Source organism: Micromonospora chokoriensis, assembly GCF_900091505.1.
GTDB lineage: Bacteria > Actinomycetota > Actinomycetes > Mycobacteriales > Micromonosporaceae > Micromonospora > Micromonospora chokoriensis.
The window spans coordinates 4,606,871-4,630,340 of the sequence record NZ_LT607409.1 but is presented as its reverse complement, the minus strand read 5'-3'; the positions used below and the strand labels follow the sequence as shown (position 1 = coordinate 4,630,340).

Sequence of the window (23,470 nt, the reverse complement as noted above, 5' to 3'; positions counted from 1 at the left end):
GTCCACCGAGCCGGTCGTTCAGGACCGACAGCGCGCACACCCTGTCAGCCGTCCTAGGATCCTGGGAGAACAGCTGTGGGACGGCGCGGTGCGGGCAGTCGGTCCAGCACGGCGAGGGCGGCCCGGATGGACCGACGGCGCAGCATCTCGTCGAAGCTCGCCCGCCCCTGGCAGAACTGCACGAACATCCGCCAGCCGGGCGGAGTCGCCAACAGGGCGTGGAACACGTCCGGGCGGCGGGTGAACACGTCCAACAGCCGGAACCCCGCCCGCATCTCCGGCACCAACCGCGCGGCGACCGCCCGTTCGTACCCGGCCAGGTCACCGTCGGCGACCGCCGCGCCGGCCAACCCGCCGGACCGCAACGCGAAGCTGATGCCCTCCCGGCTCCACGGCTCCAACAACCCCGCCGCATCCCCGACCACCAGCACCCGGCCGTTGCGCAACGGTGAATCGTCCGCGCGGCACCGGGTCAGGTGACCGGAATCGTGCTCCGCCGGCAACCCGGTCAACCCCAACCGGTCGACGAACCGCCGCAGGTACTCCCGGGTCCCCTCCCCCGCTCCCCGACCGGCGATCACGCCGACCGTCAGGCGGTCACCCTTCGGGAAGACCCAGGCGTACGAGCCCGGCATGTCGCCCCAGTCCAGCAGCAACCGCCCCCGCCACCGCTCCTGCTCCGCCGGAGGCACCGGGATCTCCAACTCCAGCCCCAGGTCCACCTGCCGGTAGCGGACCCCGACGTGTCGGGCGGTCACCCCCGACGACCCATCGGCGCCGATCACCGTCCGCGCCGCGATCGTCGTACCGTCGGCCAGCCGCAGGCGTACCCCCTCGGGGCCCTGCTCGATCGCGCGGACCGCGACCCGCTCCCGCATCTGCGCGCCGGCGGCGACCGCCGCCTCGCGCAGCCGGTCGTCGAACTCCTCGCGACGCACCATCGTCACGACCGGACCGTCGTTGCGGCGGGTGAACTCCCGGCGACCCTCGCGGGTGAACGTGACACGGTCCACCCGGTCGTGCGCGGGCACCTCGATCCGATCCGCGACGGCCGCGAGGGAGGTGCCGATCAGGCCACCGCCGCAGGTCTTGTACCGCGGGTGCGCGGCCCGCTCGACGACGAGTGTGCAGACACCGGCACGGGCAGCGGCGTGTGCCGCGGACAGCCCGGCGGGGCCGGCGCCGACGACGACGAGGTCCCAGACGATCACGACAGCAGCCTAGCCGTGTGTCGACGTCCTCGGTCGAGCCGAGGCGGAGTCCAGGCGGCGGTCCGGCACGGCGGGGATTCGTCCGGCTACCGGGTTGTAGCCGGGCGGATCCCCGACGCGTCCGGTCGTCGTCCGGGCCCGCCGCAGGCCGGCCCGGGACGTCGACACACGGCTTCGGCACGCCGGGCCGCCACCGTCGGACCCGCCGACCGCCCGATCGGGTGTGCATCTTCGGTCAGCGAGGGGGTAACCGGCGCACGGCAGCCGCCCCGCGATGGCGGACGAACGGAGGAGGAACCATGCAGCAGGTGCAACTGTCGGAGGCCGAGCAACGGGTGTACCAGGCGGTCACCACCCTGGAGGCACGCGGACAGGTGCCGTACCCGGACCTGATCGCCGAGGAGTCCGGGTTGACCGAGGAGCAGGTTGGCAGTCCCCTGCACCTGCTCACCGAGAAGGGCCTGCTGCACCGCGAGGACTCACCGATGGCGGGTCTCGACTTCGGCCCCCGGTTCTGCGCCCGCCAGATGGCGTGACCGGCGGAACCCCACGAGACGGTTCGCCCCCCGCTGACCCGGGTAGCGCTCAGAGATGCGCGATCAACGGTCACCGGGGGGCACGATGAGCGCGGCGCAGCCGGTCACGGCGACCGAGAACCGGCGGCGCTGGCAGGCCGTCGGCGTCGGCCTGGTCGCCGCGTTCATGACGCTGCTCGACGTCAGCATCGTCAACGTCGCGGTGCCGTCCATCGACCGAGCGCTGCACGCCTCCCCGAGCGACCTGCAGTGGGTCCTCTCCGGGTACGCGCTCACCTTCGGCCTGGCGCTGGTCCCCGCCGGCCGCTTCGGCGACGCCCGAGGCCGCCGCAACGCGTTCGTCTTCGGCATCGCCCTGTTCACGATCACCAGCGCACTCGCCGGCCTCGCCACCTCACCGACCTGGCTGGTGGTCACCCGACTGCTCCAGGGCGCCGCCGCCGGCATCGTCAACCCGCAGGTCATCGGGCTCATCCAGCAACTGTTCCGCGGCCCGGAGCGGGCCCGCCCCTTCGGGCTGCTCGGCGCCACCATCGGCATCTCCACAGCGGTCGGGCCGTTGCTCGGCGGGCTGCTCATCGCCATCGGCGGTGAGGAACACGGGTGGCGCTGGGTCTTCTTCGTCAACGTGCCGGTCGGCATCCTCGCGGTGATCCTCGGCTGGCGGCTGCTGCCCGGTCGCCCCGCCGGTCAACCCGGCTGGCGTCAACTCGACCCCGTCGGTGTCCTCCTCCTCGGGGTGGGCGTGGTGCTGGTCCTGCTCCCACTCGTGCAGGAACAGCAGTGGGAGACCCCCTGGAAGTGGGCGCTCATCCCGATCGGCCTGGCCGTGCTGGTCGTCTTCGGGCTGTGGGAGCGGCGGTACGAACACCACCACCAACCCCTGTTCGACCTTCGGCTGTTCAGCCTCCAGTCGTACACCCTGGGCGCACTGTTGGCGCTGGTCTACTTCGGCGGCTTCACCGCCATCTTCTTCATCTTCACGCTGTTCCTCCAGATGGGTCTCGGCTACAGCGCGCTCGTCGCCGGCCTGGCCATCACCCCGTTCGCCCTCGGCTCGGCGGCCGCCGCCGTCCTCGGTGGCCGCATCGTCAACCGCCTCGGCCGACCGTTGGTCGCCATCGGCCTGCTCACAGTCGTGGTCGGGCTGGCCGCGACCGTGGTCGCGCTGCGCCTCGCGCCGGACGCCCCGGCACCCTGGGTGGCCGCCGGCCCACTACTCGTCGCGGGCATCGGCAGCGGGCTGGTCATCGCCCCCAACCAGACGATCACCCTCTCCGAAGTGCCGGTGGCGCAGGCCGGCAGCGGCGCGGGCATGCTCCAGACCGGCCAGCGGATCGGCGCGGCGGCCGGTATCGCCGCCGTCGGCTCGATGTTCTTCTCGTCGCTGGCCGACACCCGGGGCGACTGGACCACCGCCTTCGAGCGGTCCCTCGTCCTGGCCACCGGCATCATCGGGCTCGCGCTGATCTGCGCCCTGGTCGACATCGTCCGCAACCACAACCACTGATTCGGGTACGCCGCTGGCCGGCACCCCGGGTGGGGGTGCCGGCCAGCGGTCGGATGGTTTCGGTGGGGGTCAGCTGTTCCAGTACTGGGCGACCAGGTCGGTGGCCTGCTGCTCCCACTGCGCGTACGCGTCCGGGTAAGCCGAGACCTGCACGGTCTGCGCGGCCTCGGTCAGCGGCATGTCCTGCCACCCGTCGACCTGCTTCAGACCCTTCAGGAACGCCGTCGTCGAGTAGGCCGGGTCGGTGATCTGCTCCGGCGTACCCCAACCCGAGCTCGGGCGCTGCTGGAACAGGCCCAACGAGTCGTGGTCGTTGGCGTCGCCGAGGTGGCCCAGGTTCTCCAACTTCGACTCCTGCAGACTCGTCGCGATCGAGATCACCGCGGCCCGCTCCGGCAGACCGGCCTTCTTCGTCGCGGCGATGATCGCCTTCACGTTCGCAGTCTGCTCACCGTCCAGGGAGATGCGCGACTGCTCGCCCTGCGGCTTCGACACACCCGCCTGCACGGCGGCGGCGGGCTTGGCATCCACGGGGTTAGCGTGGGCGGCGATCGGACCGGCGAACACACCACCGGCGAACGCCAGACCCGCAACGGACAGCACACTCTTACGCATGATCGTGTTCATGAGGGAAGCTCCTTCGGGGGTAAAGACACCCGCCCAAGGGGACACGGGTGAGAGCACCTCGTCCGGCGCTGCAACAAAAGCCTTGAAGAGGGGGATCATCGGCAGCCGACCAGCAGTGGGCTCGCGGCGCCGGGTCCCTGTGAAACGACCCGGGGGTCGGGATCATTCCGGGGTCGGCCCATCCGCCGGTGAAGCGGGATGCCGGTCGGGCCGGGGTCCAGATGTAACCACCCGGGACCGGGGGTCATTCCGGGGTCGGCCCATCCGCCGGTGAAACGGGGCGCCGGTCGGGCCGGGGTCCAGGTGTAACCACCCGGGACCAGGGGTCATTCCCCGGGGGCGGACCATCGCGCCGACAGGCCGCGGTCCTGCCATCGTCAGGGTGTGTAACGACCCCGACCCGGCCATGATTCCGGCCGACACGTGCCCCCGACCACACGCCGATACCACCCACGCCGGACAAAACGCACGGCCCCACCTGACCGAGGCACCAAACCACCCCGACCGGCAGGCAGAACACTCCGACTCACGCATGATCCACACGACTTCGCTGAAGTCGGGGTATCCGCGAGGGATTGATACCGCGACTTCACCGAAACCGAGTCGATCACGATGGGGGGCGAACGGCCCATGCACCGATCGGCCTGCGACGTCGCACAGAACGGCCCGCGCACCGATCGGCCCGACGAACCGCGCAGAACGCGACAAGACGGGCACAGTCGGGCCAGAACCCGATAGGGCGGGCACAGGGCTGACGCCCGCCGGAGTTCTCCGACGGGCGTCAGCTTCAGTGCGGTCCGGGCTTAGCCCGGTGGTGCGGATCAGTGCGCGGCGCCACCGAGGCGCTGGCGGCGACGCCAGGCCATGGTCAGCAGCAACATGATCGCTCCGGCGCCGACCAGGCCACCGCCGAGCTTCATGGGCGTGCCGAGGCTGTCACCCGTGACGGGCAGCGGCTGCTTCTTGGGCAGCACCCGCAGCTCGGTGGAGGCGGTACGGCCGGACTCCCGGCCGGTCGCGGTGAAGGTCAGCAGCCCTGTCACCGACGGCTTGTAGCTCTTGGTGAAGCGTCCCTGGGCGTTGGTGTACGCCGTGAAGTTCAGCGGCGCGCTCGCCTGGTAGGCCACCGGGGCCATGGCCACGGTGCTGCCGTCGCTGCGGCGAGCCGGAGCCTGACCGCCGGCCGGAGCGGCCAGCGGGGTGACCGTCACCGCGATGTCGACGGTCTCGTTCGGGCCGAAGTTGGTGCCGGTCAGCACCACCGTCTCGCCGAGGTAGATCGTCGGCCGGTTGACGGTCAGCGATGCGGCGGTCGGCGGGTACGGCGGCGGCTGGGTCGGGCCGGTGCTGGGCGTCGGCTGCGGCTGTGCCGCCCCCGCTGCCGTCGGCACGGCAACCACGGCCAGGCCGACCGTGAGCGCCATGATGATGCGGGATAGCCGCATGATTGGTTCCCTCCTACTGTTCACAGCTTGGTGCGGAATGAACTTGGGTGGTCCAGGGGCTGGCGGTGGGGGTCAGCCACAGCTCGGCCTGCCCGACGCCGGTCTTGGCCGTCAACACGGTCACCTCCAACGCCCTCTCGGCGCCGGGGGCGACGTCGACGCTGGCGGTCGCCACCTGACGGCGACGTTCGGTGCCGCTACCAACGGCGGTCTCGACCCCGTCGAGCCGGGCCTCGAGCACCGCTCCGCCTGCTGGGCTGAAGATCGACACCAACGTTCGGACGGTGTACGGATCACCAGCCATACCGAGACCGAGGACGGACTCGGTGAGTCCGGACTTCGGTGCCGTGGAGCGCAGGGTCACGCGGAGCCGCAGCTCGCGGCGGCCGTCGGGGCGGCATTCGCCGACCGTCACGTTCGCCGTCTGCCGTAGGTAGTAGCCGAGCTTCGCGCCGCTGCCGTCGTTGAGGAACACGCCGACCGTCGGCACGGTGTCCTGTTCCGGAAGCGTCCCGGCCATCCGGCTGTCGCCGAACGTCCGCTGTTCCTCAGGTCGGGCACTCCAGAACAATATCCGGCGTTCGGTGATAGCACGGTCAAATGCGGACAACAACACCCGTGGGTTGACATTCTTCTTGAAGAAGGCGTCGAAGACGGCAGCCGCCGACGCCGCGAAGAAGTCGTCCTGCTGTTTGACGTCGAGCCGTCGGTAACTGTCGTTGAGCAGTGTCTGCACGACCTTCTCGCTGGCCAGCGGGACACCGCCGGGCACCAGCACCGGGCCGGTCGCCTTCAGCAGATAGGACAGCACCACCGGGTCGACGGCGAGCACGCCGTCGACGGTGGTGCCCGTCTTCCGACGGAACATCTCGCGGTACAGCGCCGCGGCGGTCGGGAAGTGCGGAGACAGGTTGACGTCGGCCGGGTAGATGCCGGGGAGGTCGGTCCAGAGCGCGCGGGTCTCGGCGGGCACCTTCAGCGGTGGGGTGAAGCGGCCGAGCGAGGACGTGCTGCCCTGCTTACCCATCTTCACAGCGCCGTTCTCCGCCTCGATCACCGCGTACGCGCCGAACATGCCGCCGGTGGCGCGCAGCTCGGCAAGGTTCTGCGAGACCAGCAGGTATCGCCGCGGTCCACTCGCGCCGAGCAGTGGCGGCAGCAGGCGGGCGCCCTGGTCCACCGCCTTGGTGAGACCGGCCAGGCGGTCGATCTCGCCACGCAGGTCGACGAGCGCCTGCCGGACCTGGCTGACCAGCCTGCCGGCCGGCACCATCGCGAGGTCCCGGCGCGTACCCTGCACCGACTCGTTGACCCGGGCCAGCTCGGCGGAGACTCCGCTGAGCCGGGCCAGGTCCAGTCGACCGCCGGTCGGGACGAGGCTGGTCAGGTCCATCCGGAGCAGGGTCGGGAACGCCTGACGCGCCAACGAGTCGATGGCGGCGGCGATCTGCCGAACGGCGTCGAGGTCGTCACCCACCATTGGGGTGCGCCGGCCGACCTGCCAGCTCGGGTCGTTGGTGGCGGACCGGGCCGCGCGGGACTGCTCCTGAAGAGCGCCGAGCGTCCGCAGGGCGCGGTCGGTGTCTCCGCTGACGACCTGGGCGCTGAGCTCCCGGGCAAGGCCGGCGGCGTTGAGCAGGTGGGCGCGCGCCTGCCAGCCGCGGAAGCCGACCCAACCGCCGACCGCCAGCAGCAGCGAGCCGACGACCAGGGCGCTGAGGAGGGCGCGTCGCAGTCGGGCACGCCGACGGCGCCGGGACCGGCTCCGCCGCCGGGTCGGCCGTTCGCTTTCCGTCACACCACACTCCCAACCGGGGAATCGGACAGATGGTCGATTCCCTGACGTTCTTAGCATGTATCAGGGAAGTTCGTGCCGGTATCGACATGATTACCGTTTAAGCGAGTTTTCCTCGCGGTTCGGTGGCCGGTGCGGTGGCCCGCCCCGCTGCCTCGTGCAGCAGTCGCTCGATCCGGTCCACCCCGGCGGGCAGCGACATCTCCCGCAGGTAGGCCGACCGCCCTCGGCGGCCCATCTCGGTCCGGGCGGGCGGCGGAATGGTGGCGGCCAGCCAGAACCGGTCGGCCAGCGCCGCCCAGTCCTCCGGCGGGCAGGAGAGGCCGGCCCTGGCCCGTTCGACCAGCTCGGCCGTATCCCCGCCGGCCGACGCGACCACCGGGGCAGCACACGAGAGCGCGGCCTGGAGCTTGCCCGGCACCGTGCCGCGCAACTCCGGGAGGTCGCGCAGCATGACCAGTTGGTAGTCGGCGGCGGCGTACAGCTCGGGCATATCGACAGGTGACCGTCGCTCCACGAAGCGGACATTGTCCGCGCCCAGCTCGGCGGCGAGCCCCCGCACCCGCCGCTCGTCCGCGCCCGAACCGACGAGGACCAGGTCCATCGTCCGGTCCAGCGCCGCCGCCGCCCGGACCGCGGTCTCCAGTCCCTGCCGCGCGCCGATGGTCCCGGCGTGCATCACCACGCACCGACCGTCCCGGCGAATCAGGTGGCGGGCAGCCACGCCGGGCGTCACCGGGTGGAAGATCCGCTCGTCGGTCCAGTTGAGAACCGTTCGTACCCGGGTCGGGTCGGCGCCCGCGGCGACCACCAGATCCCGCATCGACGGCGCGGCCACCGCGATCCGCGCCGCGGTCCGAAAGATCCGGGTCATCGCGCCGCCCATCCGCGCCGCCCAGCGGTCCTCGCCGGTCTCCTCGGCGCCGTCACGGGTCCAGACGTCCTGCACGTGCAGCACCGCCGGGACCTGTCCGAGCAACCGGAGCACACCGGCGGCGGCGAACGTCGTCGCCGGTAGTTGGAAGACGTAGAGCGCGTCCAGATCGCTGAAGTACCGCCGGGCCACCCACGTCGCGCTGCCCGCGAAGGACAGGTAGCTGGCCGTCCGGCCCTTGGCGGACGTCACCCGCCCGGGGTAGCGCGGCACCCGTCGGACGGTCAGCTGCCTACTGTGCGTCTCGTGGTGCCATCGCTGTCGCCAGCCGGGATAGACGTGGCCGCCCGGGTAGTCCGGGAATCCGGTGAGCACCCGAACCTCGTGCCCACGCGCGGCCAACTCCTCCGCGAGACTCCCGGGGATGAACGCCGGCTCGGGCGGAAAGTGGTACGACAGGATGCCGATCCTCACTGGCACACCCCCGTCCGGCACGGATCAGCGTCGGCCGGCGCGGCACGACGACCTGCGGGCGTCGCGCGCGCGTACGATGCCGGCAACCCCTCCCCACGCGAGCACCGGCGTCGACGCACCGCCCCCACGGTGCGGCCAGGCGAGTCCGCGTCGATGAGAGGAGCCCCGATGGCTGATCGTGTGTTGTTCGTCTGCCACGCCAACCTGTGCCGGTCGCCGATGGCCGAGTTCCTGGCCCGCCGACTGCTGGCCGGTCGGCCCGTCACGGTGGCCAGTGCCGGCACCGACGCGATCGACGGGCTGGGCATGCACCCGTACGCCATGGAGGTCGCGACCGACAGCGGCGCGGACCCGGCGGCGTTCCGGACCCGGGCGTTGCGCCCCGAATACCTCGCCGACGCGACGCTGGTGCTGACCGCGACCCGACGCCAGCGTTCGGTCTGCACCGCGCTGGCGCCGGCCGCGCTGCACCGGACGTTCACCGTGCGCCAGTTCGGCCGGCTGGCCGCGGCGGCCGAACCGCCCGCCGGATCGGCCGACGACTCCTTGCCGGCGGCGATCGCCGCCGCCGCCCTGGCCCGGGGACGGCTGCAACCCGCCGCCCCGGACGCGGACGACCTCCCGGACCCGATCGGCGGCACCGCCGCCGACTTCCGACGCTGCGCCGAGGAGATCGAACGGTCGCTGCGACCCCTCGCCGCGCTCATCGGGGCAGCCGGGTGAGTTCCTGGGTGTGATCGGTGACGCCGTTGACTCCGTCGGTGGTCGCGACATGCCGACCGGACGCGGTCCGTTCGGCCGGCACCGACTGCGTGGGCGTCGAGGCGACCACCCGGTAGGCCTCGTACTGGTACGCCTCGGCCTTGGCCACCTTCGCCATGTTGAGCACGCAGCCGAGTAGACGCACCGAGACCGAGTGCAGTGAACGGGCGGCGGCGGCGACCTGGGTCCGCGAGGTACGACCCTGCTGGGTCACCAGCAGCGCCCCGTCCGCCTGTACGGCGACGACCACGCCGTCGGTCACCGCGAGCAGCGGCGCGGTGTCGATGATCACGATGTCCGCCGACTCCCGGAGCGCCAGCAGCAGGTCTGACATCGCCTTGGAACCGAGCAGCTCGCTCGGGTTCGGCGGGGCGGAACCGCTGGGCAGCACCAGCAGCGACTTGTCTCCCCAGCGCTGGACCACGTCGCCGACCTGCACGTCGCCGACGAGCACGTCGGTGAGGCCGACGCCCGCGTCCAGGCCCAGGTAGTCGTCGACCTTCGGGCGGCGCAGATCCGCGTCGACCAGCAGCACCCGCCAGCCCGCCTCGGCCAGGGCGATGGCCAGGTTGCAGGACAGGGTGGTCTTCCCCTCACCCTGCAGGGCGCTGGTCACGGCGATGACCCGAGCCGGCTCGTGGACATCCACGAAACGCAGATTGGTACGCAACTTGCGCACCGCCTCGGCCCGCGCGGATGTTGCGGCGTCACCCACGATCAGCGGCGCGCTGCGGGCGTTGCCCTCGAACGGAATCTCGCCGAGCAGGGGGCTGCCGGTGGCCCGTTGCAGACCGGCGGCGTCGCGCAGCCGGACGTCGGCCACACCGCGCAGGATCGCCAGGCCGATACCGAGGAGCAGACCGATCAGGCCACCGAGGGTGAGGTTCCGAACCGGCTGCGGCGACACGGGGTTGGCGCTCACCCGGGGACCACTGACCACCTCGATCTTGATCGGCGCCTTGCCCTCGGGCGTCGTCTCGACCTTCTGGACGAGTTCGACGAACTTCGCCGACAGGCTCTCCGTCACGCGCAACGCCCGGGTCTGGTCGGTGTCGGTAACCGACGCCTGGAGCATGACCGTGCCGGTCTCCGTGGAGGTGGTCACCCGCCGCTGCACCTCGTCCGCGGTGAGGCCGACCGGGGTCTCGGCCACCACGCTCTGTGCCAGTCGGTCGCTGGTGAGCAGGTCCGCGTACGACTTGACGCGCTGTTGGAGGAAGAGTCCACCCTGGTAGGCATCCGTGACGCCGGTGTTGGGGGTGGTGACGAAGAACGTCACCGACGCGACGTACCGGGGTTGGGCGCGCACCGTCAGGAAGGCCGAGACGCCCAGGGCCACCATGACCGTGACCAGCGCGACCCACCAGTGCCTACGCACGTGACGCAATTGGCGGAGCAGATCCATCAGGCGCGCCTCCGTGCCGGTCCGGTTACGCCAAAGAACTTCACGAAAACCCCCAAGGTCGTTTCTAAACTCGTGAAACCATTAAAGCGCTTCATGAGGCTTATGTCCGGAGTTAAGTGTTTTCCGCAGTGCGACATGCATCCGGATGACCAACCCGACAACGGTCCATTCGGCAGCGGCGACAACGAGGAAAAAGTCGAAAGCCGGTCAGGCGAGGTCCGATCGGCCCAGTGGTCGCCGTCGGACGCGAAGCCGGATAGGGTCCGTAGTGGTGTGCCGGGAAGCCTGGTCGGCGAGTGGAATCATGCCGTCCTGACGTCCGAGGTGACCCCCGCAGATGACCACCCCGCCATCCGACCAGCGCCCGCGGACGATGCGACTGTTCACCCGGTCGTCCTGGCCGCAGGCCCGACACCTGGCCGACGTGCTGCGGACCGAGACCGTGGGCGGCGCGCTGCTGCTGCTCGGTGCCGCTGTCGCGCTCGTCTGGGCCAACTCCCCGTGGTCCGACTCGTACACCCGGCTGGCCCACTGGGTCCCCTGGCCCGGCGGCGCGTCCTGGCACCTGGACCTGGACGTCGCCGCGTGGGCGGCCGACGGCCTGTTGGCCGTCTTCTTCTTCGTGGTGGGCCTGGAACTCAAGCGGGAGTTCGTCGCCGGGGACCTGCGCGACCCACGCCGGGCCGCGCTGCCGGTGGTCGCCGCGCTCGGCGGAATGCTGCTGCCCGCGCTGATCTACGTGGCGGTCGTCCTGAGCGCGGGTGGAGAGGGGCTACGCGGTTGGGCCGTTCCGACCGCCACCGACATCGCCTTCGCGCTCGCCGTACTCGCGGTGGTCAGCACACATCTGCCCCACGGCCTCCGCGCATTCCTGCTCACCCTCGCCGTGGTCGACGATCTGTTCGCGATCACCATCATCGCGGTCTTCTACACCGCCGACCTACAGCCCGCCGCACTGTTCGCCGCACTGGCGTCGATCGGGATCTTCGCGATTCTGGTGCGGCGCGGAGGTGCCTGGAAGTGGGCGCTCATCCCCCTGGCGATCACCGCCTGGGCGCTGATGCACGCCTCCGGTGTGCACGCCACGGTGGCCGGCGTCCTGCTCGGCTTCACGGTCCCGGTGCTGGCGGGTCCCCGGACGGCGACCGGTGACCGATCGGCCTCCGACGCCGAGGGTGGGCTCGCCGCGCGCCTGGAGCACCGCTGGCGCCCGGTGTCGGCCGGCTTCGCCGTACCGGTCTTCGCCCTGTTCGCCGCCGGGGTCACACTGCGCGGCAGCGACCTGACGGCCCTGCTGACCGACCCGGTGGTGATCGCCGTCGTCGCCGCTCTGGTGCTCGGCAAGAGCGTCGGCATCTTCGGCTCGACCTACCTGCTGGCCCGGTTCACCCGGGCCGAACTGGACCAGGACGTCACCTGGTCCGACCTGCTCGGTATCGCGATGCTCGGCGGCATCGGCTTCACGGTCTCGCTGCTCATCGGTGACCTCGCCTTCGGCGTCGACAGCACCACCGACGGCCGGGTCAAGGCGGCCGTGCTGCTCGGTTCGGTGATCTCCGCCGGGCTGGCCGCGGCGGTGCTCGTCCGGCGCAACGCGGCGTACCGCCGGGTGGCGGAGCGGGAACGGCTCGACGCCGACGGCGACGGCGTGCCCGACATCTACCAGCGGCCCGCCGAGGGCTGATCGGCGACTCCGGTCAGCGTCGACGGTCGGCGGGCGGCAGGTCCTCGGTCTCCTCGACCACCGCCTCGGCGGCGGGGGCGGTGAGGTCGTCGCCCGGCACCGCCACCTCCTCGGCACGATCCTGCTCGTCGGGCTTCCCGCCGGGCGGCGGCTCGGGAGCGGTGCCAGCGCCGGAGAAGCCGTACTCGTTCGGTTCGTCGTGCCGGCTCATCTGGTCATCCTCCCGATTTCCCGGTGTCGCGTCCTAGCGCCAACGGTAGGTGGCAATCGTCGTCGGCGCAGGGGGCCGGGGATTGTCGCCCGGACCACGGCGTCGGAGCGCTCAGTGCCGCGCCGAGCAGTTGCCGCAGGGCGATGATCGCCAGCGCGCCGAGCAGACCGTTCCAGCCCGGATCGCCGGCCAGCCGGATCAGCCCGGCCGCCGTCAGCAGGTCCAGCAGCAGTCGGACGCCGGTCTTCAGCGCACCGGTGCTGAGCACTGTCACCACGGCGACGACCAGGGCCAGAGCGGTCACCGCGGTGACCAGGACTTCCATCACCCGTGACGCTCCCCCTCGGCCACCTGGCGCTGCTCCTGGCGGATCTCCCGGCCCAGGAAGTAGTTCAACGCCGTCCGGATCGTCGCGATCGCGGCCAGTTGGCCGATCTGCTCGAACGACGGGGACACCGCGGTCCGCAGCACGTCCGCCGCCAACTGGAATTCCAGGCCGAGCGTCAGGAACCGGCCCAGCGACAGCCGGATCGGCGTGAAACGGGCGGCGGTGCGGTGTCGCAGCCCCTCGACCACGAACCGCACCGCCGCCCAGACGGCGCCCACGAAGATCACCAGGGCGCCGGCCACCTCCACCACGGCCACCAACACCTGGTCGCCGTGTCGCAACAGCTCGGCCGGCTCCACCCCGGGCCGTTACCCGCCCTCGGGGCAGCTAAGGCCTGTTTCTCACTGGCGTATGAAACAGGCCTGAGGCCTCAGGTCAGCTCGTTCACCGCCTCCAGGATCAGCCACAGACCGGAGATGGCGAACAGGATCGCCGCCCCGTACTTGATGGTCTTCTCCGGCAACCGACGACCGAGCATCCGACCGACCAGGATGGCCAACGCGTCCGCCGCCACCATGCCGATGGTGGAACCGAGCCAGGTGCCGAACCAGCCGTACTTGGTGGCCAGCGTGATCGTGGCGAGCATCGTCTTGTCACCCAGCTCGGCCAGGAAGAACGCCACCGACACCGCGATCAGCGCGGTCTTGTTCGTCTTCTCCGCCTTCCGCTTCTCCTCCTCGGTGAGCTTGTCCCCGCGCAGGGTCCACGCGCCGAAGCCGAGGAACGCCACACCGGCCACCAGGGAGATCCACTCGGTCGGCAACACCGCCCCGAGGCCCGCGCCGATCGCCACCGACGCCAGGTGCACCACCGCCGTGGCGACAGTGATGCCGATCAGCACCGGGATCGGCTTGAACCGCGTGGCGAAGGTCAACGCCATCAACTGGGACTTGTCTCCCAGCTCCGCGACGAAGATGACGCCGAAGCTGACGACCAGCGCGGCGAAAAATCCCTCCATGACGTCCTTCCCGCTCATGCCGGGAGGAGGTACAGGGGCGCCCTCGACCCGGCTGCAACAGCCTGAGTCGAAGGTCTCGCCCGCCCCGGAGACCGGGGCCGCGTGGCCGGATGCGGAACACACCAGTATGTCGACCACGACATTGGGGGCTACTCCCCTTCGCCCGCTCAGCCTAACCGATCACCAGCGGCCCGGTTCGAGGCGGGTGAACAGGCTCACCGGGCCCGCGCCAACGTGACCCCGAAGAGCCCATCCGGATCGGTCCAGAACTCCGCCGTCCCGAAGCCCGCCGCGGCCACCTCCGCGGCGATCCCCTCCCTGTGGAACTTCGCCGAGACCTCGGTACGCAGGTCCTCCCCCGCCGCGAAGTCGACGGTCATGCCCAACACCCGCACCCGCATCGGCCGGGTCGCCCGCAACCGCATCTCGATCCACTCGTGCTCCGGATTCCAGAGAGCGACATGGTCGAACGCCCCCGGGTCGAAGTCGGCGCCCAACTCCCGATTGATCACCTGGAGCACGTTGCGGTTGAACTCGGCGGTGACCCCGGCCGCGTCGTCGTAGGCGGGCACGATCACCGACGGATCCTTCACCAGATCCGTACCGAGCAACAGCCAGTCGCCAACCTCCAGCGTCGCGCGCATCGCCGTGAGGAACCCGGCCCGCTCGGCGGGCAGCAGGTTGCCGATGGTGCCGCCGAGGAAGACCACGAGCCGTCGGCCTCCGGTCGGCAGCCGGTCCAACTGTCGGGTGAAGTCCCCCACGATGCCCCGCACCCGCAGGCCCGGGTAGTCGGCGGCGATCTGGGCGGTGGACCCCTGCAGGGCGCTGACCGACACGTCGAGCGGGACGAACGTGCCCAGCCCACCCCGGCGGGTGAACGCGTCCAACAACAGGCGGGTCTTCTCCGACGACCCGGACCCCAACTCGATCAACGTCTTGGCCTCGGTCAACGCCGCGATGTCCGGTGCCCGCTCGGCCAACACCTCCCGCTCCGCCCGGGTCGGGTAGTACTCGGGAAGGCGGGTGATCTCCTCGAACAACTCGCTGCCCCGGGCGTCGTAGAACCACTTCGGCGGCAGCCACTTCTGCTCGGCGCTCAGCCCGGCCCGAACGTCGTCGCGCAGACCACGCTCCAGATCGCGCTCCTCGAGGTAGACCTCCAGCGGTTCCGCCGTCATCAACTCGCCCCTCTGCTCGATCGACAATCGTGTGCCGCCCGGCGCTGCTCACCGGGTGGGAAGTGGACGTACCCGCACCTCGTCAGCGGTGGCGAGGACCAGGTGCCCCTCCGGCACCGCCCGCCACCCGGGGCCGTCGTCGTGCGGCTCGGAGGCGAGCAGCACCGAACCCGGCGACTCGCGTACCGACAACGCATGCCCGGCCACACTCGCCACCGCCCGCCGGCCGTCGGTGAGCAGCAGGTTCAGCCGCGACCCGGGGGCGGCCGCGGCGACGTCGGCCACCGTGCTCCCGACCGCGTCCCCCGGGTCGTCCCCGGCGCGCAGCCGCTGCCGCACCAACGCCCACAGCAACGCCGAGTCGGTGGCGGCGTCCAACGTGAGCAGGTCACGAACCGGCAGACCGGCGGCGAGCGGCACCACGGCGTCCGGCCAGCCGCGGACCACACCGTTGTGGCTGAACAGCCACCGCCCCTCGGCGAAGGGCGCGGCGGCGCCGTCGAGCACCGCCATCCCGACAGTGGCCGACCGCACCGCCGCGAGCACCGCCCCGGCGCGGGTCACCGCCGCCAGTTGGGCGATGGTCGGGTCGCTCCAGATCGGCTGCGCCCGCCGATACCGCACCGGCTCACCCTCGCCCGGGTACCAGCCGACGCCGAACCCGTCGGCGTTGACGGTGCCGCCGCCGCGCATGTCCCGAGGAGCCCAGGACTGCCGCACCAACGAGTGCGGCGGGTCGAACAGCACCTCGGCCAGGGTCACCGGCGGTCCCAGATAGACCAGGTGACGACACATCAGCGGGCCCCGCCCGCCGGACCGCCGATCACCGGTACGACTCGTCCGGTCGGGCGTCGCGGGCACAGCGGAAACCGCTGAAGATCTGCCGGCGGATCGGATAGTCCCAGTTACGGAAGGTGCCCCGGCACGCCGAACGGTCGGTGCCGAACGAACCACCACGCAACACCCGGTAGTCGTCGCCGAAGAAGACCTCCGAGTATTCGCGATAGGGAAACGCGGTGAAGCCCGGATGCCCGCCGAACGCGCTCGACGTCCACTCCCAGACGTCACCGATGAGCTGATGCACACCCAACGGCGACACACCGGCCGGGTACGCGCCCACCGGCGCCGGCCACAGATGCCGCTGACCGAGGTTCGCGTGCGCCCCGGTCGGGTCCTCGTCGCCCCACGGATACCGCCGCGACCGTCCCGTCGACGGATCCCACCGGGCCGCCTTCTCCCACTCCGCCTCGGTCGGCAGCCGTTTACCGGCCCACGCCGCGTACGCCTGCGCCTCGTAGAAGCACACGTGCACCACCGGCTCGTCCCCACGCACCCGATCCCACCGGCCGAAACGCCGGTACGACCACTCGTCGCCGTCCCGCCGCCAGTGCATCGGCGCCACCAGCCCCTCCCGGAGCCGATGCGCCCAACCCTCCGGACTCCACCACCGCTGATCGTCGTAACCGCCGTCGGCGATGAAGGCCTCGTACTGCCCGTTGGTGACCGGTGCCGCGTCGATGGCGTACGCCGGGAGGTCGACACGATGCGCGGGACGTTCGTTGTCCAACGCCCACGGGTCGGTGTCGGTGCCCATCGTGAACTCCCCCGCCGGCACCAGCACCTCCCCGCCGACCCGAACCGTAGGCTCGGGCGGCGGCGGGGCGTGCAGCACCGCCGACCCGGCGCGCAGTTGGTGGGTGGCGAGCATCGTCTCGTCGTGCTGCTGCTCGTGCTGCACGATCATGCCGAAGGCGAACCCGTCGGCGACCAACGGCCGCTCGCCGAACGCCACCGTGTCCAGCAGGTCGTGCACCTTGTCCCGCACCGTGCCCAGGTAGGCACGCGCCTCGGCGGGCGGCAACAGAGGCAACGCCGGGCGGTCCCGCCGCGGCTGCTTGAACGCGTCGTACAACTCGTCGATGTCACACCGCACCGGCTCACGCCCGCCGACGTCACGGACCAACCACAGCTCCTCCTGGTTGCCCACGTGGGCGAGGTCCCAGACCAGCGGCGACATCAGAGGCGAGTGCTGACGCATCAACTCACCGTCGTCCACCACCTCGGTCAACAACGACGTACGGGAGCGGGCCCGGGCCAACTCCACCGCGATCCGGTCACGCAACTGCTCACTGCTCGAACCCATCGAACCTCCTGCCGTTCGCGACTGCGGGGCTCGCAACCCCGGCTCACTCCTCGCCCTCACCGGTCCCCCTGCCGCTCGCGACTGCGGGGCTCGCGACCCCGGCTCACTCCTCGCCCTCACCGGTCCCCCTGCCGCTCGCGACTGCGTACTCACCGGTCGCCCTGCCTGGTGGCGGCGGTCAGCCGCCGTCGTACCCCTCGCTCGACCTCCTTCCGGGTGTCGACCGGCAGACCCAGCCGGGGCAGGACGGTCAGGGCCAGGTCGAGCAGGCCCGTCGCGGCGGCGGCCAACGCGGGGTCGGCCAGGCCCCTGCGGGCGGCGGTCGACCAGCGGTGCGCCACCGAGGCCGAGATGGCGTACGCGCCCCGCACCGTGTCCGGGTCGTGGAAGAGGGCACCCAGCACCGCCAGCGGGAGCCGCCAGTCCCGCTCGGGCTGGGCGTCCAGGTAGCGCAGCTCCAGGTATCCGCGCGGCCGCACCGGCGGGAAGAGCGTGCTGACGTGGTAGTCGAGGTCATCGGTGGTGGGCGGCTGCGGCAGAGCGCCGTCGAGCCAGTCGGCGAAGGTCACACCGGGCGGCACGGTCCAGTCCGGGCCGGGCCGGCGCCGACAGAGCAACGGCGCGGCGAGCACGTACCGGATCCAGGTGTCCCGCGGATCCGCGGCGGCGTCGCCGGGTGTCCAGACCGCTCGGGTGCGGGCCGGGTCGATGGCCAGCCAGGCGGCCATCCGGGCACTGGCCCAACCGGTGCGACGCCCGGCGTGCCGGTTGGCGGAGGCGAACGCCGCGAGCAGCGGCGGACCGACGGCGTGAGCCGCGGCCCACCGGCCGGCGACCTGGTCCGGCTCGCCGGCGTCGAGACAGACCTGAAGGCCGGCGGTGCTGTACATCATGACGCGGCCGGCCGGACCACGCTGGTCGAAGGCGGCGCGCATCGCGCGGTAACGGGGGGTTTCCACCACCGGGCGGGGCCGTCGGTGTGGGTCGATGCCGCTGCGGCCAAGGACCAGACCGGCGGCGGCCAGCAGGTCGGTGACCTGGGCGATGTCGGCCTCGGTGGCCTGGATCAACGCGGCGGTCGAGGGTCGGGGCGGGGTGGAGATCTCCAACTGGCCGCCCGGCTCCAGGGTCACCACGCCGCCGTCTCGCAGCGGCTCGGCCGGGCTGGTGGGATCCAACGTGGCGGGGCTGTGCCGCCCCAGCGCCGCCCGCAGCCGCGCCGGGTCGACCGGACGGACGGGATCAGCGGCGTCGTGCACGGTCCATTCCAGTTCGACGCCGGTGTGGGTCGGCGGACCGGTCTTGAAGCAGATCCGGGCAAGATGCCGGCCTGCGGCTGCTGACTCACGCAGGATGGCGCTGCGCTCCAGCTCGGGTGACGTCACCAACGGTCGGATCCCCTCCTCAGGTGCCGGCTCAGCGACACCGTGTCACGGTAGACCCACCCACCGACACCGTCGGAGGGCGTGCACGGAGTCACCAACCTCTGTCCGACAGACGAATTTCCCATGCCGGGCGGAACTAACCGCCCGGGCGGGCACCGCTCACTTCGGAGAGGGGCGACCCGACGGAGGGCGCGGCGCGGCGGACTTCGCCGGTGCGGAGGGCTTCGCCTCGGCAACCAGCCGGCGGCAGTACTCCTCGACCCGCTCGGCACCACCGGCGGCGGTCACCAGCCGCTCGAAGCCCGGCGTCCGCAATGCCCTCTCCCGTTGGTCGGGCTTCTTGTCCAGCCACGAACGGCACTGGCCGTGCAACGGGCCGGCGGGCGGGCTGTGCGCCGGTGGCGCTGCCGCCGACGGCGTGCCGGGCGACGGTGGGCGGGGCGACGCGGTGTCGCGCGACGGCGTCTCCGTCGGTGGCGGGGCGGTGTCGCCGGACCGGGGCGAATCCGGCGTCGGCGTGGCTCGGGGCGGCTCCGGTGCGACAGGTACCGGTATCCAGTCCTGCCGGACCGCGGCGAAGGCGGCGCCGGCGGTGGCGGTGACCGCGACCGCGCCGATCCAGGCCGCCGCACCGGTGGTCAGGCGTCGACGACGCGCCCGGTGCGGCACCGACGGCGACGGTTCGGCCCGGGCGGCCCGGAACGCGGCCAGCGCGGCCTCCTCGCCGGCCAGTTCCCCGGGCCGGACCGGGCCGGCGGCCGCAGCGAGCAACCGGGCAACCGGCTCGGCCGGCGTGGACCCCGGGACCGGGGCGGACGGCACGTCGGTGTCCACCGGGGTGGCGTCCGAAACCGGCCGGGTGCCCCCGTCGGGCTGGGCGGAGTCGAGCAGCCGTTCGGTGTCGGCGTGGTCGGCCCGCCGGAACGGGTTCATCGGAAATCCCCTCATGTCAGCCGTCCACCGGCTCGGTGTGCGACGCCCGCACGGCGGAACTGCTGCCCGACCGGGGTGGCGGCGCCCCGTCGACCCCGACCGGCCGTTCGACCGAATCCTCACGCTCCAGCAGGGCCGCGAGCCGTCGCAGGCCCCGGTGGGCGGCGGTCCGGACGGCACCGGCCCGACGGCCCAGCACCCGGCCGGCGGATCCCGCGTCGAGCCCGACCACGGCCCTCAACAGCACCGCTTCGGCCTCCCGGGGAGGGAGGGTGGCGATCAGCGCGAGGGCCGTCTCGGTGCCGATCGTCTCGCTGGCCCCCTCGGCGGTGTCCGCGTCGCTGGCCAGGTGGACGAGCGCCTGCACCGGGACGGGGAGGGCCGGGCGGCGGCGCAGCCGGCGCAGGTGGTCCATCGCCCGGTTACGGGCGATGGTGACGACCCACGCGCGGAACTCGCCACCGCTGAACGTCGGCAGATCGCGCGATATCTGCAGCCAGGACTCCGAGGCGACGTCCTCGGCGTCCGCGCCGACGAGGGCGGTGAGGTACCGCAGGAGTCCCGGCTGGAGGGTGCGGTAGAGGAGGCGGAACGCGTCCTCGTCGCCACTCTGCGCCGCGCTGACCGCCTCCGACAGGTCGCCGGTCATCCGCGATCCGTGAGCTGCTCGGCGAATACCGACCTCAGCTGCCACAGCGAGGCAGACCAGGGGGAACGAGACGCCGAACCGACCAGTCGCCGCACTCGTACCGCCCCTCGCCGCTCTGATCGCGCCCGCGACCCGGGTGGTCCGGCCGGATGTGCGGGCCACCGCCACGGTGGTCGGCGGCGCGCGCCGACGTCGCCGGGGACCCGAGCCGGGCTAACGCTAGGAGGGGACCGACGACGCGACAAGTCGGCGCCGCGTCACGGAAGAGTGACAATTATCAACCCTGCCGAACGGCATGTCGGCGTAACAATCCGTGACCCGGGGTGGCGATCCGTGCTCGGTCGCGGCCCTCGGGTCGCCCTTCGGGCGTCCACACTCGCGGGGATGTGAGGTTTCGTCACCGCACGTCGATCACCGCGTCACGGGAACGTGGCGTCCACACCGGTTGCGGTGCCGCCGCGAATCGTGTCACCCGCACGGACGACAGGCCGCGGTACGCCGTACAACGCCAACCTGGGTACGGTAATGCGGTGTTGTCATCGGAGGTCGTGCTCAGCGGTCGCTACCGCTTGGACGAACGTGTCGCCACCGGCGGTATGGGCGACGTCTGGCGTGCCTCCGACCTGATCCTCGGCCGGCAGGTCGCGGTCAAGGTCCTGCTGCCCGCACTGGTCTCCGACCCGGATTTCATCGCCCGGTTCCGGGCCGAGGCCCGGATCATGGCGGCGTTGCGTCACCCGGGCATCGTGCAGGTCTTCGACTGCGGCGCCGACGACCTGCCCGACGACGGCGGGCGAGCGGACTACCTCGTGATGGAGTTCGTCGCCGGTGAGCCGCTGTCCAAGCGGATCGAGACGGCTGGCCGGCTCGACGTGGCCGAGACGATGTCGATCGTGGCCCAGGCGGCCGCCGCGCTCAACGCCGCGCACCGCGGTGGCATCGTGCACCGGGACGTCAAGCCCAGCAACCTGCTGGTGCAGGAGGACGGCACGGTCGTCCTGGTGGACTTCGGTGTGGCCCGCTCCACCGACATCACCAGCATCACCAGTACCAACGCGGTGCCCGGCACCGCCCTCTACATGGCACCCGAGCAGGCGGCCGGTCGGCCGGTGAGTGGTGCCACCGACATCTACGCGCTGGGCGCGGTCACCTACTGCTGCCTCACCGGCAGTCCGCCGTTCACCGGCGACAACCCGCTCCAGGTCGCCGTGCGCCACCTGGACGACGAACCACCCGAGCTGCCGCACGACATCCCGGAGGCGGTCCGCGCCCTGGTGTCCCGGGCACTGGCGAAGGACCCGCAGGACAGGTTCAGCAGCGGGGCGGCGATGGCCGAGGCCGCGCGTACCGCGGTCACCGGCGGCGAGCCTCCGACGGCGATGGCCACACCGGTTGCCCTGCGCGACGCCGGCCCGGGCACCCGCACCGACGTGCCGGCCGGCGCGGCGGTGGCGAGCGCGGCGCAGGCCGGGCGTCAGCGGCGGCGGGGGCCGCTGGTCGGCGCGGCCGCGGCCGTCCTGGTCGCGCTGGTCGGGCTCGGTGCCGCCCTGGGCGCGGCGCGCCACACCGGCGAGAGCCCGGCGGTCAAACTACCCACCACCTCGCCGACGGTCGCGCCGAGCGGCCCGCAGGAGCTGCCGGCCGCGAACGAGCAGGTCACCACCGGTGACCCCGTTCGACCTGATCGGCCGCCGGTCCCGGGCAACTCCCCGTCCGCCTCGGTCTCCACCACGCCGAGCACGCAGCCCAGCCAGACGACCAGTTCACCCACCCCGACGGGGACGCCGACCGGGACGACCGGGCCCACCGGCGGTCCGACCGGCGAACCGAGCACCCCGCCGACGTCGGCCACGCCCACGGAGACGGAGAGCACGCCGACCATTCCGGAGGGCGCGGGCGGCGGGTAGTCCGCCCCGCGCTGCCCGCCGGCGCAGTCCCACCAGCACCGATATCCCCAAAACGGACTTACGTCGCTGAAAACGCCTCTAGGCTCTCTGCAGGCCATTTCCACCAACTGCCGCAGGAGCGCTGGGTGAGCGTTGAAAAGCTGGTCGTGATCGGTCAGGGGTACGTCGGGCTGCCGCTGGCCCTGCGTGCCGTCGAAGCGGGGCTGGACGTGGTGGGCCTCGACGTCGACGCCGACCGGGTGAAGCGTCTCGCCTCCGGCGAGTCGTTCATCGAGGACATCCCGACCGATCGGCTGGGCCGGGCGTTGGGCAGCGGCCGCTACCACCCCAGCACGGAGTACTCCGACGCCGAGGGCTTCGACATCTGCGTCATCACCGTGCCGACCCCGTTGCGCGACGGCACTCCCGACCTGAGCTTCGTCGAGCAGGCCGGTATCGGTATCGGTCCGTACGTCCGGCCGGGTTGCACCGTCGTCCTGGAGTCGACCACGTACCCGGGCACGACGGAGGAGCTGCTGCGCCCGCTGCTGGAGTCGGCCAGTGGGTTGACCAGCCCGGGCGACTTCCACCTCGGTTACAGCCCGGAACGGATCGACCCGGGCAACCCGACCTGGAAGTTGGAGAACACCCCGAAGGTCGTCTCCGGTGTGGACTCGGCGTCGCTGACCCGCGTGGACGAGTTCTACCAGCGGCTCGTGCACCGCACCGTCCCGGTGGACTCCACCCGGGTCGCCGAGTTGACCAAGCTGATCGAGAACACGTTCCGCCAGGTCAACATCGCGTTGATCAACGAACTGACGATGCTGTCGCACCATCTCGACATCGACGTCTGGCAGGCGATCGACGCCGCCGAGACCAAGCCGTTCGGGTTCCTGCCGTTCCGCCCCGGCCCCGGAGTGGGCGGGCACTGCCTGCCGATCGACCCGTGTTACCTGTCGTGGCAGGTCAAGCGCCGCCTCGGCCGACAGTTCCGGTTCATCGAGTTGGCCAACGACGTGAACCACGAGATGCCCGAGCACGTCGCGCAGCGGGTCATGGCGGGACTGAACCGGAAGGGCCGATCCGTCAGCGGCGCCCGGCTGTTGCTGCTCGGACTGGCGTACAAGAAGAACACCGGCGACATGCGGGACTCCCCGGCGGTCGACGTGGCCCGCCGGTTGCAGGCGCTCGGGGCCGAGGTCCACGCGGTGGAGCCGTACGCCGAGTCGCACCAGATCCCGGCCGGGGTCACCGTGGTCGGGCTGTCCGAGCGGGAGGTGAGCGCCGCCGACGGGGTGGTGGTGGTCACCGACCACGACAGCTTCGACTACGACCTCGTGGTCCGGCACGCCCGCTACGTGTTCGACACCCGCAACCGGTGCGTCGGCCCGCTGGTCGAGCGCCTCTAGACCC

The 23,470-nt window shown here is 71.7% G+C and carries 22 protein-coding genes; 6 read left to right on the top strand and 16 right to left on the bottom strand.

Annotation, left to right across the window (positions count from 1 at the left end; all coding sequences use genetic code 11):
• Positions 1 to 53: 53 nt before the first annotated feature.
• Positions 54 to 1,211 carry a geranylgeranyl reductase family protein gene (locus GA0070612_RS21320; RefSeq protein WP_088989524.1) on the bottom strand — a complete coding sequence of 386 codons (1,158 nt, stop codon included), beginning with the start codon at positions 1,209 to 1,211 and terminating at the stop codon, positions 54 to 56.
• Between the two features lie 299 nt (positions 1,212 to 1,510).
• Here GA0070612_RS21320 and GA0070612_RS21315 point away from each other — a divergent pair, with 299 nt between their 5' ends.
• Both GA0070612_RS21315 and GA0070612_RS21310 read left to right on the top strand, forming a co-directional pair.
• Positions 1,511 to 1,747, top strand: a complete 237-nt coding sequence (locus GA0070612_RS21315) for a hypothetical protein (RefSeq protein ID WP_030491902.1) — start codon at positions 1,511 to 1,513, stop codon at positions 1,745 to 1,747.
• A gap of 85 nt (positions 1,748 to 1,832) precedes the next feature.
• Complete coding sequence (locus tag GA0070612_RS21310) at positions 1,833 to 3,257, top strand: MFS transporter (RefSeq protein ID WP_088989523.1); 1,425 nt, start codon at positions 1,833 to 1,835, stop codon at positions 3,255 to 3,257.
• A gap of 69 nt (positions 3,258 to 3,326) precedes the next feature.
• Here GA0070612_RS21310 and GA0070612_RS21305 read toward each other — a convergent pair whose 3' ends face one another.
• The 4 genes from GA0070612_RS21305 to GA0070612_RS21290 all read right to left on the bottom strand — a co-directional run bounded on the left by GA0070612_RS21305 (position 3,327) and on the right by GA0070612_RS21290 (position 8,472).
• Positions 3,327 to 3,884 (bottom strand): hypothetical protein, encoded by a 558-nt coding sequence (locus GA0070612_RS21305; protein WP_088989522.1) that lies wholly within the window; start codon positions 3,882 to 3,884, stop codon positions 3,327 to 3,329.
• An 821-nt stretch (positions 3,885 to 4,705) separates the two neighbouring features.
• On the bottom strand, positions 4,706 to 5,329 hold the full coding sequence (locus tag GA0070612_RS21300; protein ID WP_088989521.1) for a hypothetical protein: 624 nt from the start codon (positions 5,327 to 5,329) through the stop codon (positions 4,706 to 4,708).
• A 13-nt stretch (positions 5,330 to 5,342) separates the two neighbouring features.
• On the bottom strand, positions 5,343 to 7,127 hold the full coding sequence (locus GA0070612_RS21295) for a DUF4012 domain-containing protein (RefSeq protein ID WP_231924284.1): 1,785 nt from the start codon (positions 7,125 to 7,127) through the stop codon (positions 5,343 to 5,345).
• A 97-nt stretch (positions 7,128 to 7,224) separates the two neighbouring features.
• A complete protein-coding gene (locus GA0070612_RS21290; RefSeq protein WP_088989519.1) occupies positions 7,225 to 8,472 on the bottom strand; it encodes a glycosyltransferase family 4 protein in 1,248 nt (415 codons plus the stop codon).
• A gap of 168 nt (positions 8,473 to 8,640) precedes the next feature.
• Between GA0070612_RS21290 and GA0070612_RS21285 the strand changes: the two genes are divergently transcribed.
• Positions 8,641 to 9,195: an arsenate reductase/protein-tyrosine-phosphatase family protein gene (locus GA0070612_RS21285; RefSeq protein ID WP_088989518.1), complete on the top strand. Its 555-nt coding sequence runs from the start codon at positions 8,641 to 8,643 to the stop codon at positions 9,193 to 9,195.
• Here the strand turns inward: GA0070612_RS21285 and GA0070612_RS21280 are convergent.
• Positions 9,176 to 10,639, bottom strand: coding sequence for a polysaccharide biosynthesis tyrosine autokinase (locus GA0070612_RS21280; RefSeq protein WP_088989517.1), 1,464 nt, complete (start codon positions 10,637 to 10,639; stop codon positions 9,176 to 9,178). The genes GA0070612_RS21285 and GA0070612_RS21280 overlap by 20 nt on opposite strands.
• Before the next feature lie 337 nt (positions 10,640 to 10,976).
• Here GA0070612_RS21280 and nhaA point away from each other — a divergent pair, with 337 nt between their 5' ends.
• Positions 10,977 to 12,323, top strand: coding sequence for a Na+/H+ antiporter NhaA (gene nhaA, locus GA0070612_RS21275; RefSeq protein ID WP_088989516.1), 1,347 nt, complete (start codon positions 10,977 to 10,979; stop codon positions 12,321 to 12,323).
• A gap of 13 nt (positions 12,324 to 12,336) precedes the next feature.
• On the opposite strand, the gene GA0070612_RS21270 is transcribed toward nhaA, so the two are convergent.
• The 10 genes from GA0070612_RS21270 to GA0070612_RS21225 form a co-directional block, all read right to left on the bottom strand.
• The gene (locus GA0070612_RS21270; protein WP_088989515.1) at positions 12,337 to 12,534 is read right to left on the bottom strand and encodes a hypothetical protein; all 198 of its coding nucleotides are present in this window, start codon (positions 12,532 to 12,534) and stop codon (positions 12,337 to 12,339) included.
• Between the two features lie 4 nt (positions 12,535 to 12,538).
• The gene (locus GA0070612_RS21265; protein WP_088989514.1) at positions 12,539 to 12,859 is read right to left on the bottom strand and encodes a hypothetical protein; all 321 of its coding nucleotides are present in this window, start codon (positions 12,857 to 12,859) and stop codon (positions 12,539 to 12,541) included.
• Complete coding sequence (locus GA0070612_RS21260; protein WP_088989513.1) at positions 12,859 to 13,221, bottom strand: DUF1622 domain-containing protein; 363 nt, start codon at positions 13,219 to 13,221, stop codon at positions 12,859 to 12,861. Before GA0070612_RS21260 ends, GA0070612_RS21265 begins: the two co-directional genes overlap by 1 nt.
• Before the next feature lie 71 nt (positions 13,222 to 13,292).
• Positions 13,293 to 13,880: a TMEM165/GDT1 family protein gene (locus tag GA0070612_RS21255; protein WP_088989512.1), complete on the bottom strand. Its 588-nt coding sequence runs from the start codon at positions 13,878 to 13,880 to the stop codon at positions 13,293 to 13,295.
• A 215-nt stretch (positions 13,881 to 14,095) separates the two neighbouring features.
• The gene (gene egtD, locus GA0070612_RS21250) at positions 14,096 to 15,061 is read right to left on the bottom strand and encodes an L-histidine N(alpha)-methyltransferase (RefSeq protein WP_088989511.1); all 966 of its coding nucleotides are present in this window, start codon (positions 15,059 to 15,061) and stop codon (positions 14,096 to 14,098) included.
• 48 nt (positions 15,062 to 15,109) lie between these two features.
• Positions 15,110 to 15,856, bottom strand: coding sequence for an ergothioneine biosynthesis protein EgtC (gene egtC, locus GA0070612_RS21245; RefSeq protein ID WP_088991658.1), 747 nt, complete (start codon positions 15,854 to 15,856; stop codon positions 15,110 to 15,112).
• 28 nt (positions 15,857 to 15,884) lie between these two features.
• Entirely contained in the window at positions 15,885 to 17,204 is a 1,320-nt protein-coding gene (gene egtB, locus GA0070612_RS21240; RefSeq protein WP_088989510.1) for an ergothioneine biosynthesis protein EgtB, read from the bottom strand.
• A gap of 149 nt (positions 17,205 to 17,353) precedes the next feature.
• The gene (gene egtA, locus GA0070612_RS21235) at positions 17,354 to 18,592 is read right to left on the bottom strand and encodes an ergothioneine biosynthesis glutamate--cysteine ligase EgtA (protein ID WP_088989509.1); all 1,239 of its coding nucleotides are present in this window, start codon (positions 18,590 to 18,592) and stop codon (positions 17,354 to 17,356) included.
• 156 nt (positions 18,593 to 18,748) lie between these two features.
• On the bottom strand, positions 18,749 to 19,522 hold the full coding sequence (locus GA0070612_RS21230) for a hypothetical protein (RefSeq protein ID WP_088989508.1): 774 nt from the start codon (positions 19,520 to 19,522) through the stop codon (positions 18,749 to 18,751).
• Between the two features lie 16 nt (positions 19,523 to 19,538).
• Positions 19,539 to 20,171 (bottom strand): RNA polymerase sigma factor, encoded by a 633-nt coding sequence (locus GA0070612_RS21225; RefSeq protein WP_088989507.1) that lies wholly within the window; start codon positions 20,169 to 20,171, stop codon positions 19,539 to 19,541.
• Between the two features lie 530 nt (positions 20,172 to 20,701).
• Between GA0070612_RS21225 and GA0070612_RS21220 the strand changes: the two genes are divergently transcribed.
• Together GA0070612_RS21220 and GA0070612_RS21215 are read left to right on the top strand one after the other, a co-directional pair.
• Positions 20,702 to 22,078, top strand: coding sequence for a serine/threonine-protein kinase (locus GA0070612_RS21220; protein ID WP_088989506.1), 1,377 nt, complete (start codon positions 20,702 to 20,704; stop codon positions 22,076 to 22,078).
• Between the two features lie 125 nt (positions 22,079 to 22,203).
• Positions 22,204 to 23,466, top strand: coding sequence for a nucleotide sugar dehydrogenase (locus tag GA0070612_RS21215; RefSeq protein WP_088989505.1), 1,263 nt, complete (start codon positions 22,204 to 22,206; stop codon positions 23,464 to 23,466).
• Positions 23,467 to 23,470: the final 4 nt, after the last annotated feature.

Bases quoted from the DNA above. Each gene is read 5' to 3' on its own strand.
- GA0070612_RS21315 (WP_030491902.1), top strand. From the start codon at position 1,511: ATGCAGCAGGTGCAACTGTCGGAGGCCGAGCAACGGGTGTACCAGGCG.
- GA0070612_RS21310 (WP_088989523.1), top strand. From the start codon at position 1,833: ATGAGCGCGGCGCAGCCGGTCACGGCGACCGAGAACCGGCGGCGCTGG.
- GA0070612_RS21305 (WP_088989522.1), bottom strand. From the start codon at position 3,884: ATGAACACGATCATGCGTAAGAGTGTGCTGTCCGTTGCGGGTCTGGCG.
- GA0070612_RS21300 (WP_088989521.1), bottom strand. From the start codon at position 5,329: ATGCGGCTATCCCGCATCATCATGGCGCTCACGGTCGGCCTGGCCGTG.
- GA0070612_RS21285 (WP_088989518.1), top strand. From the start codon at position 8,641: ATGGCTGATCGTGTGTTGTTCGTCTGCCACGCCAACCTGTGCCGGTCG.
- GA0070612_RS21280 (WP_088989517.1), bottom strand. From the start codon at position 10,639: ATGGATCTGCTCCGCCAATTGCGTCACGTGCGTAGGCACTGGTGGGTC.
- nhaA (WP_088989516.1), top strand. From the start codon at position 10,977: ATGACCACCCCGCCATCCGACCAGCGCCCGCGGACGATGCGACTGTTC.
- GA0070612_RS21270 (WP_088989515.1), bottom strand. From the start codon at position 12,534: ATGAGCCGGCACGACGAACCGAACGAGTACGGCTTCTCCGGCGCTGGC.
- GA0070612_RS21265 (WP_088989514.1), bottom strand. From the start codon at position 12,859: ATGGAAGTCCTGGTCACCGCGGTGACCGCTCTGGCCCTGGTCGTCGCC.
- GA0070612_RS21255 (WP_088989512.1), bottom strand. From the start codon at position 13,880: ATGGAGGGATTTTTCGCCGCGCTGGTCGTCAGCTTCGGCGTCATCTTC.
- egtD (WP_088989511.1), bottom strand. From the start codon at position 15,061: ATGACGGCGGAACCGCTGGAGGTCTACCTCGAGGAGCGCGATCTGGAG.
- egtC (WP_088991658.1), bottom strand. From the start codon at position 15,856: ATGTGTCGTCACCTGGTCTATCTGGGACCGCCGGTGACCCTGGCCGAG.
- egtB (WP_088989510.1), bottom strand. From the start codon at position 17,204: ATGGGTTCGAGCAGTGAGCAGTTGCGTGACCGGATCGCGGTGGAGTTG.
- GA0070612_RS21230 (WP_088989508.1), bottom strand. From the start codon at position 19,522: ATGAACCCGTTCCGGCGGGCCGACCACGCCGACACCGAACGGCTGCTC.
- GA0070612_RS21225 (WP_088989507.1), bottom strand. From the start codon at position 20,171: ATGACCGGCGACCTGTCGGAGGCGGTCAGCGCGGCGCAGAGTGGCGAC.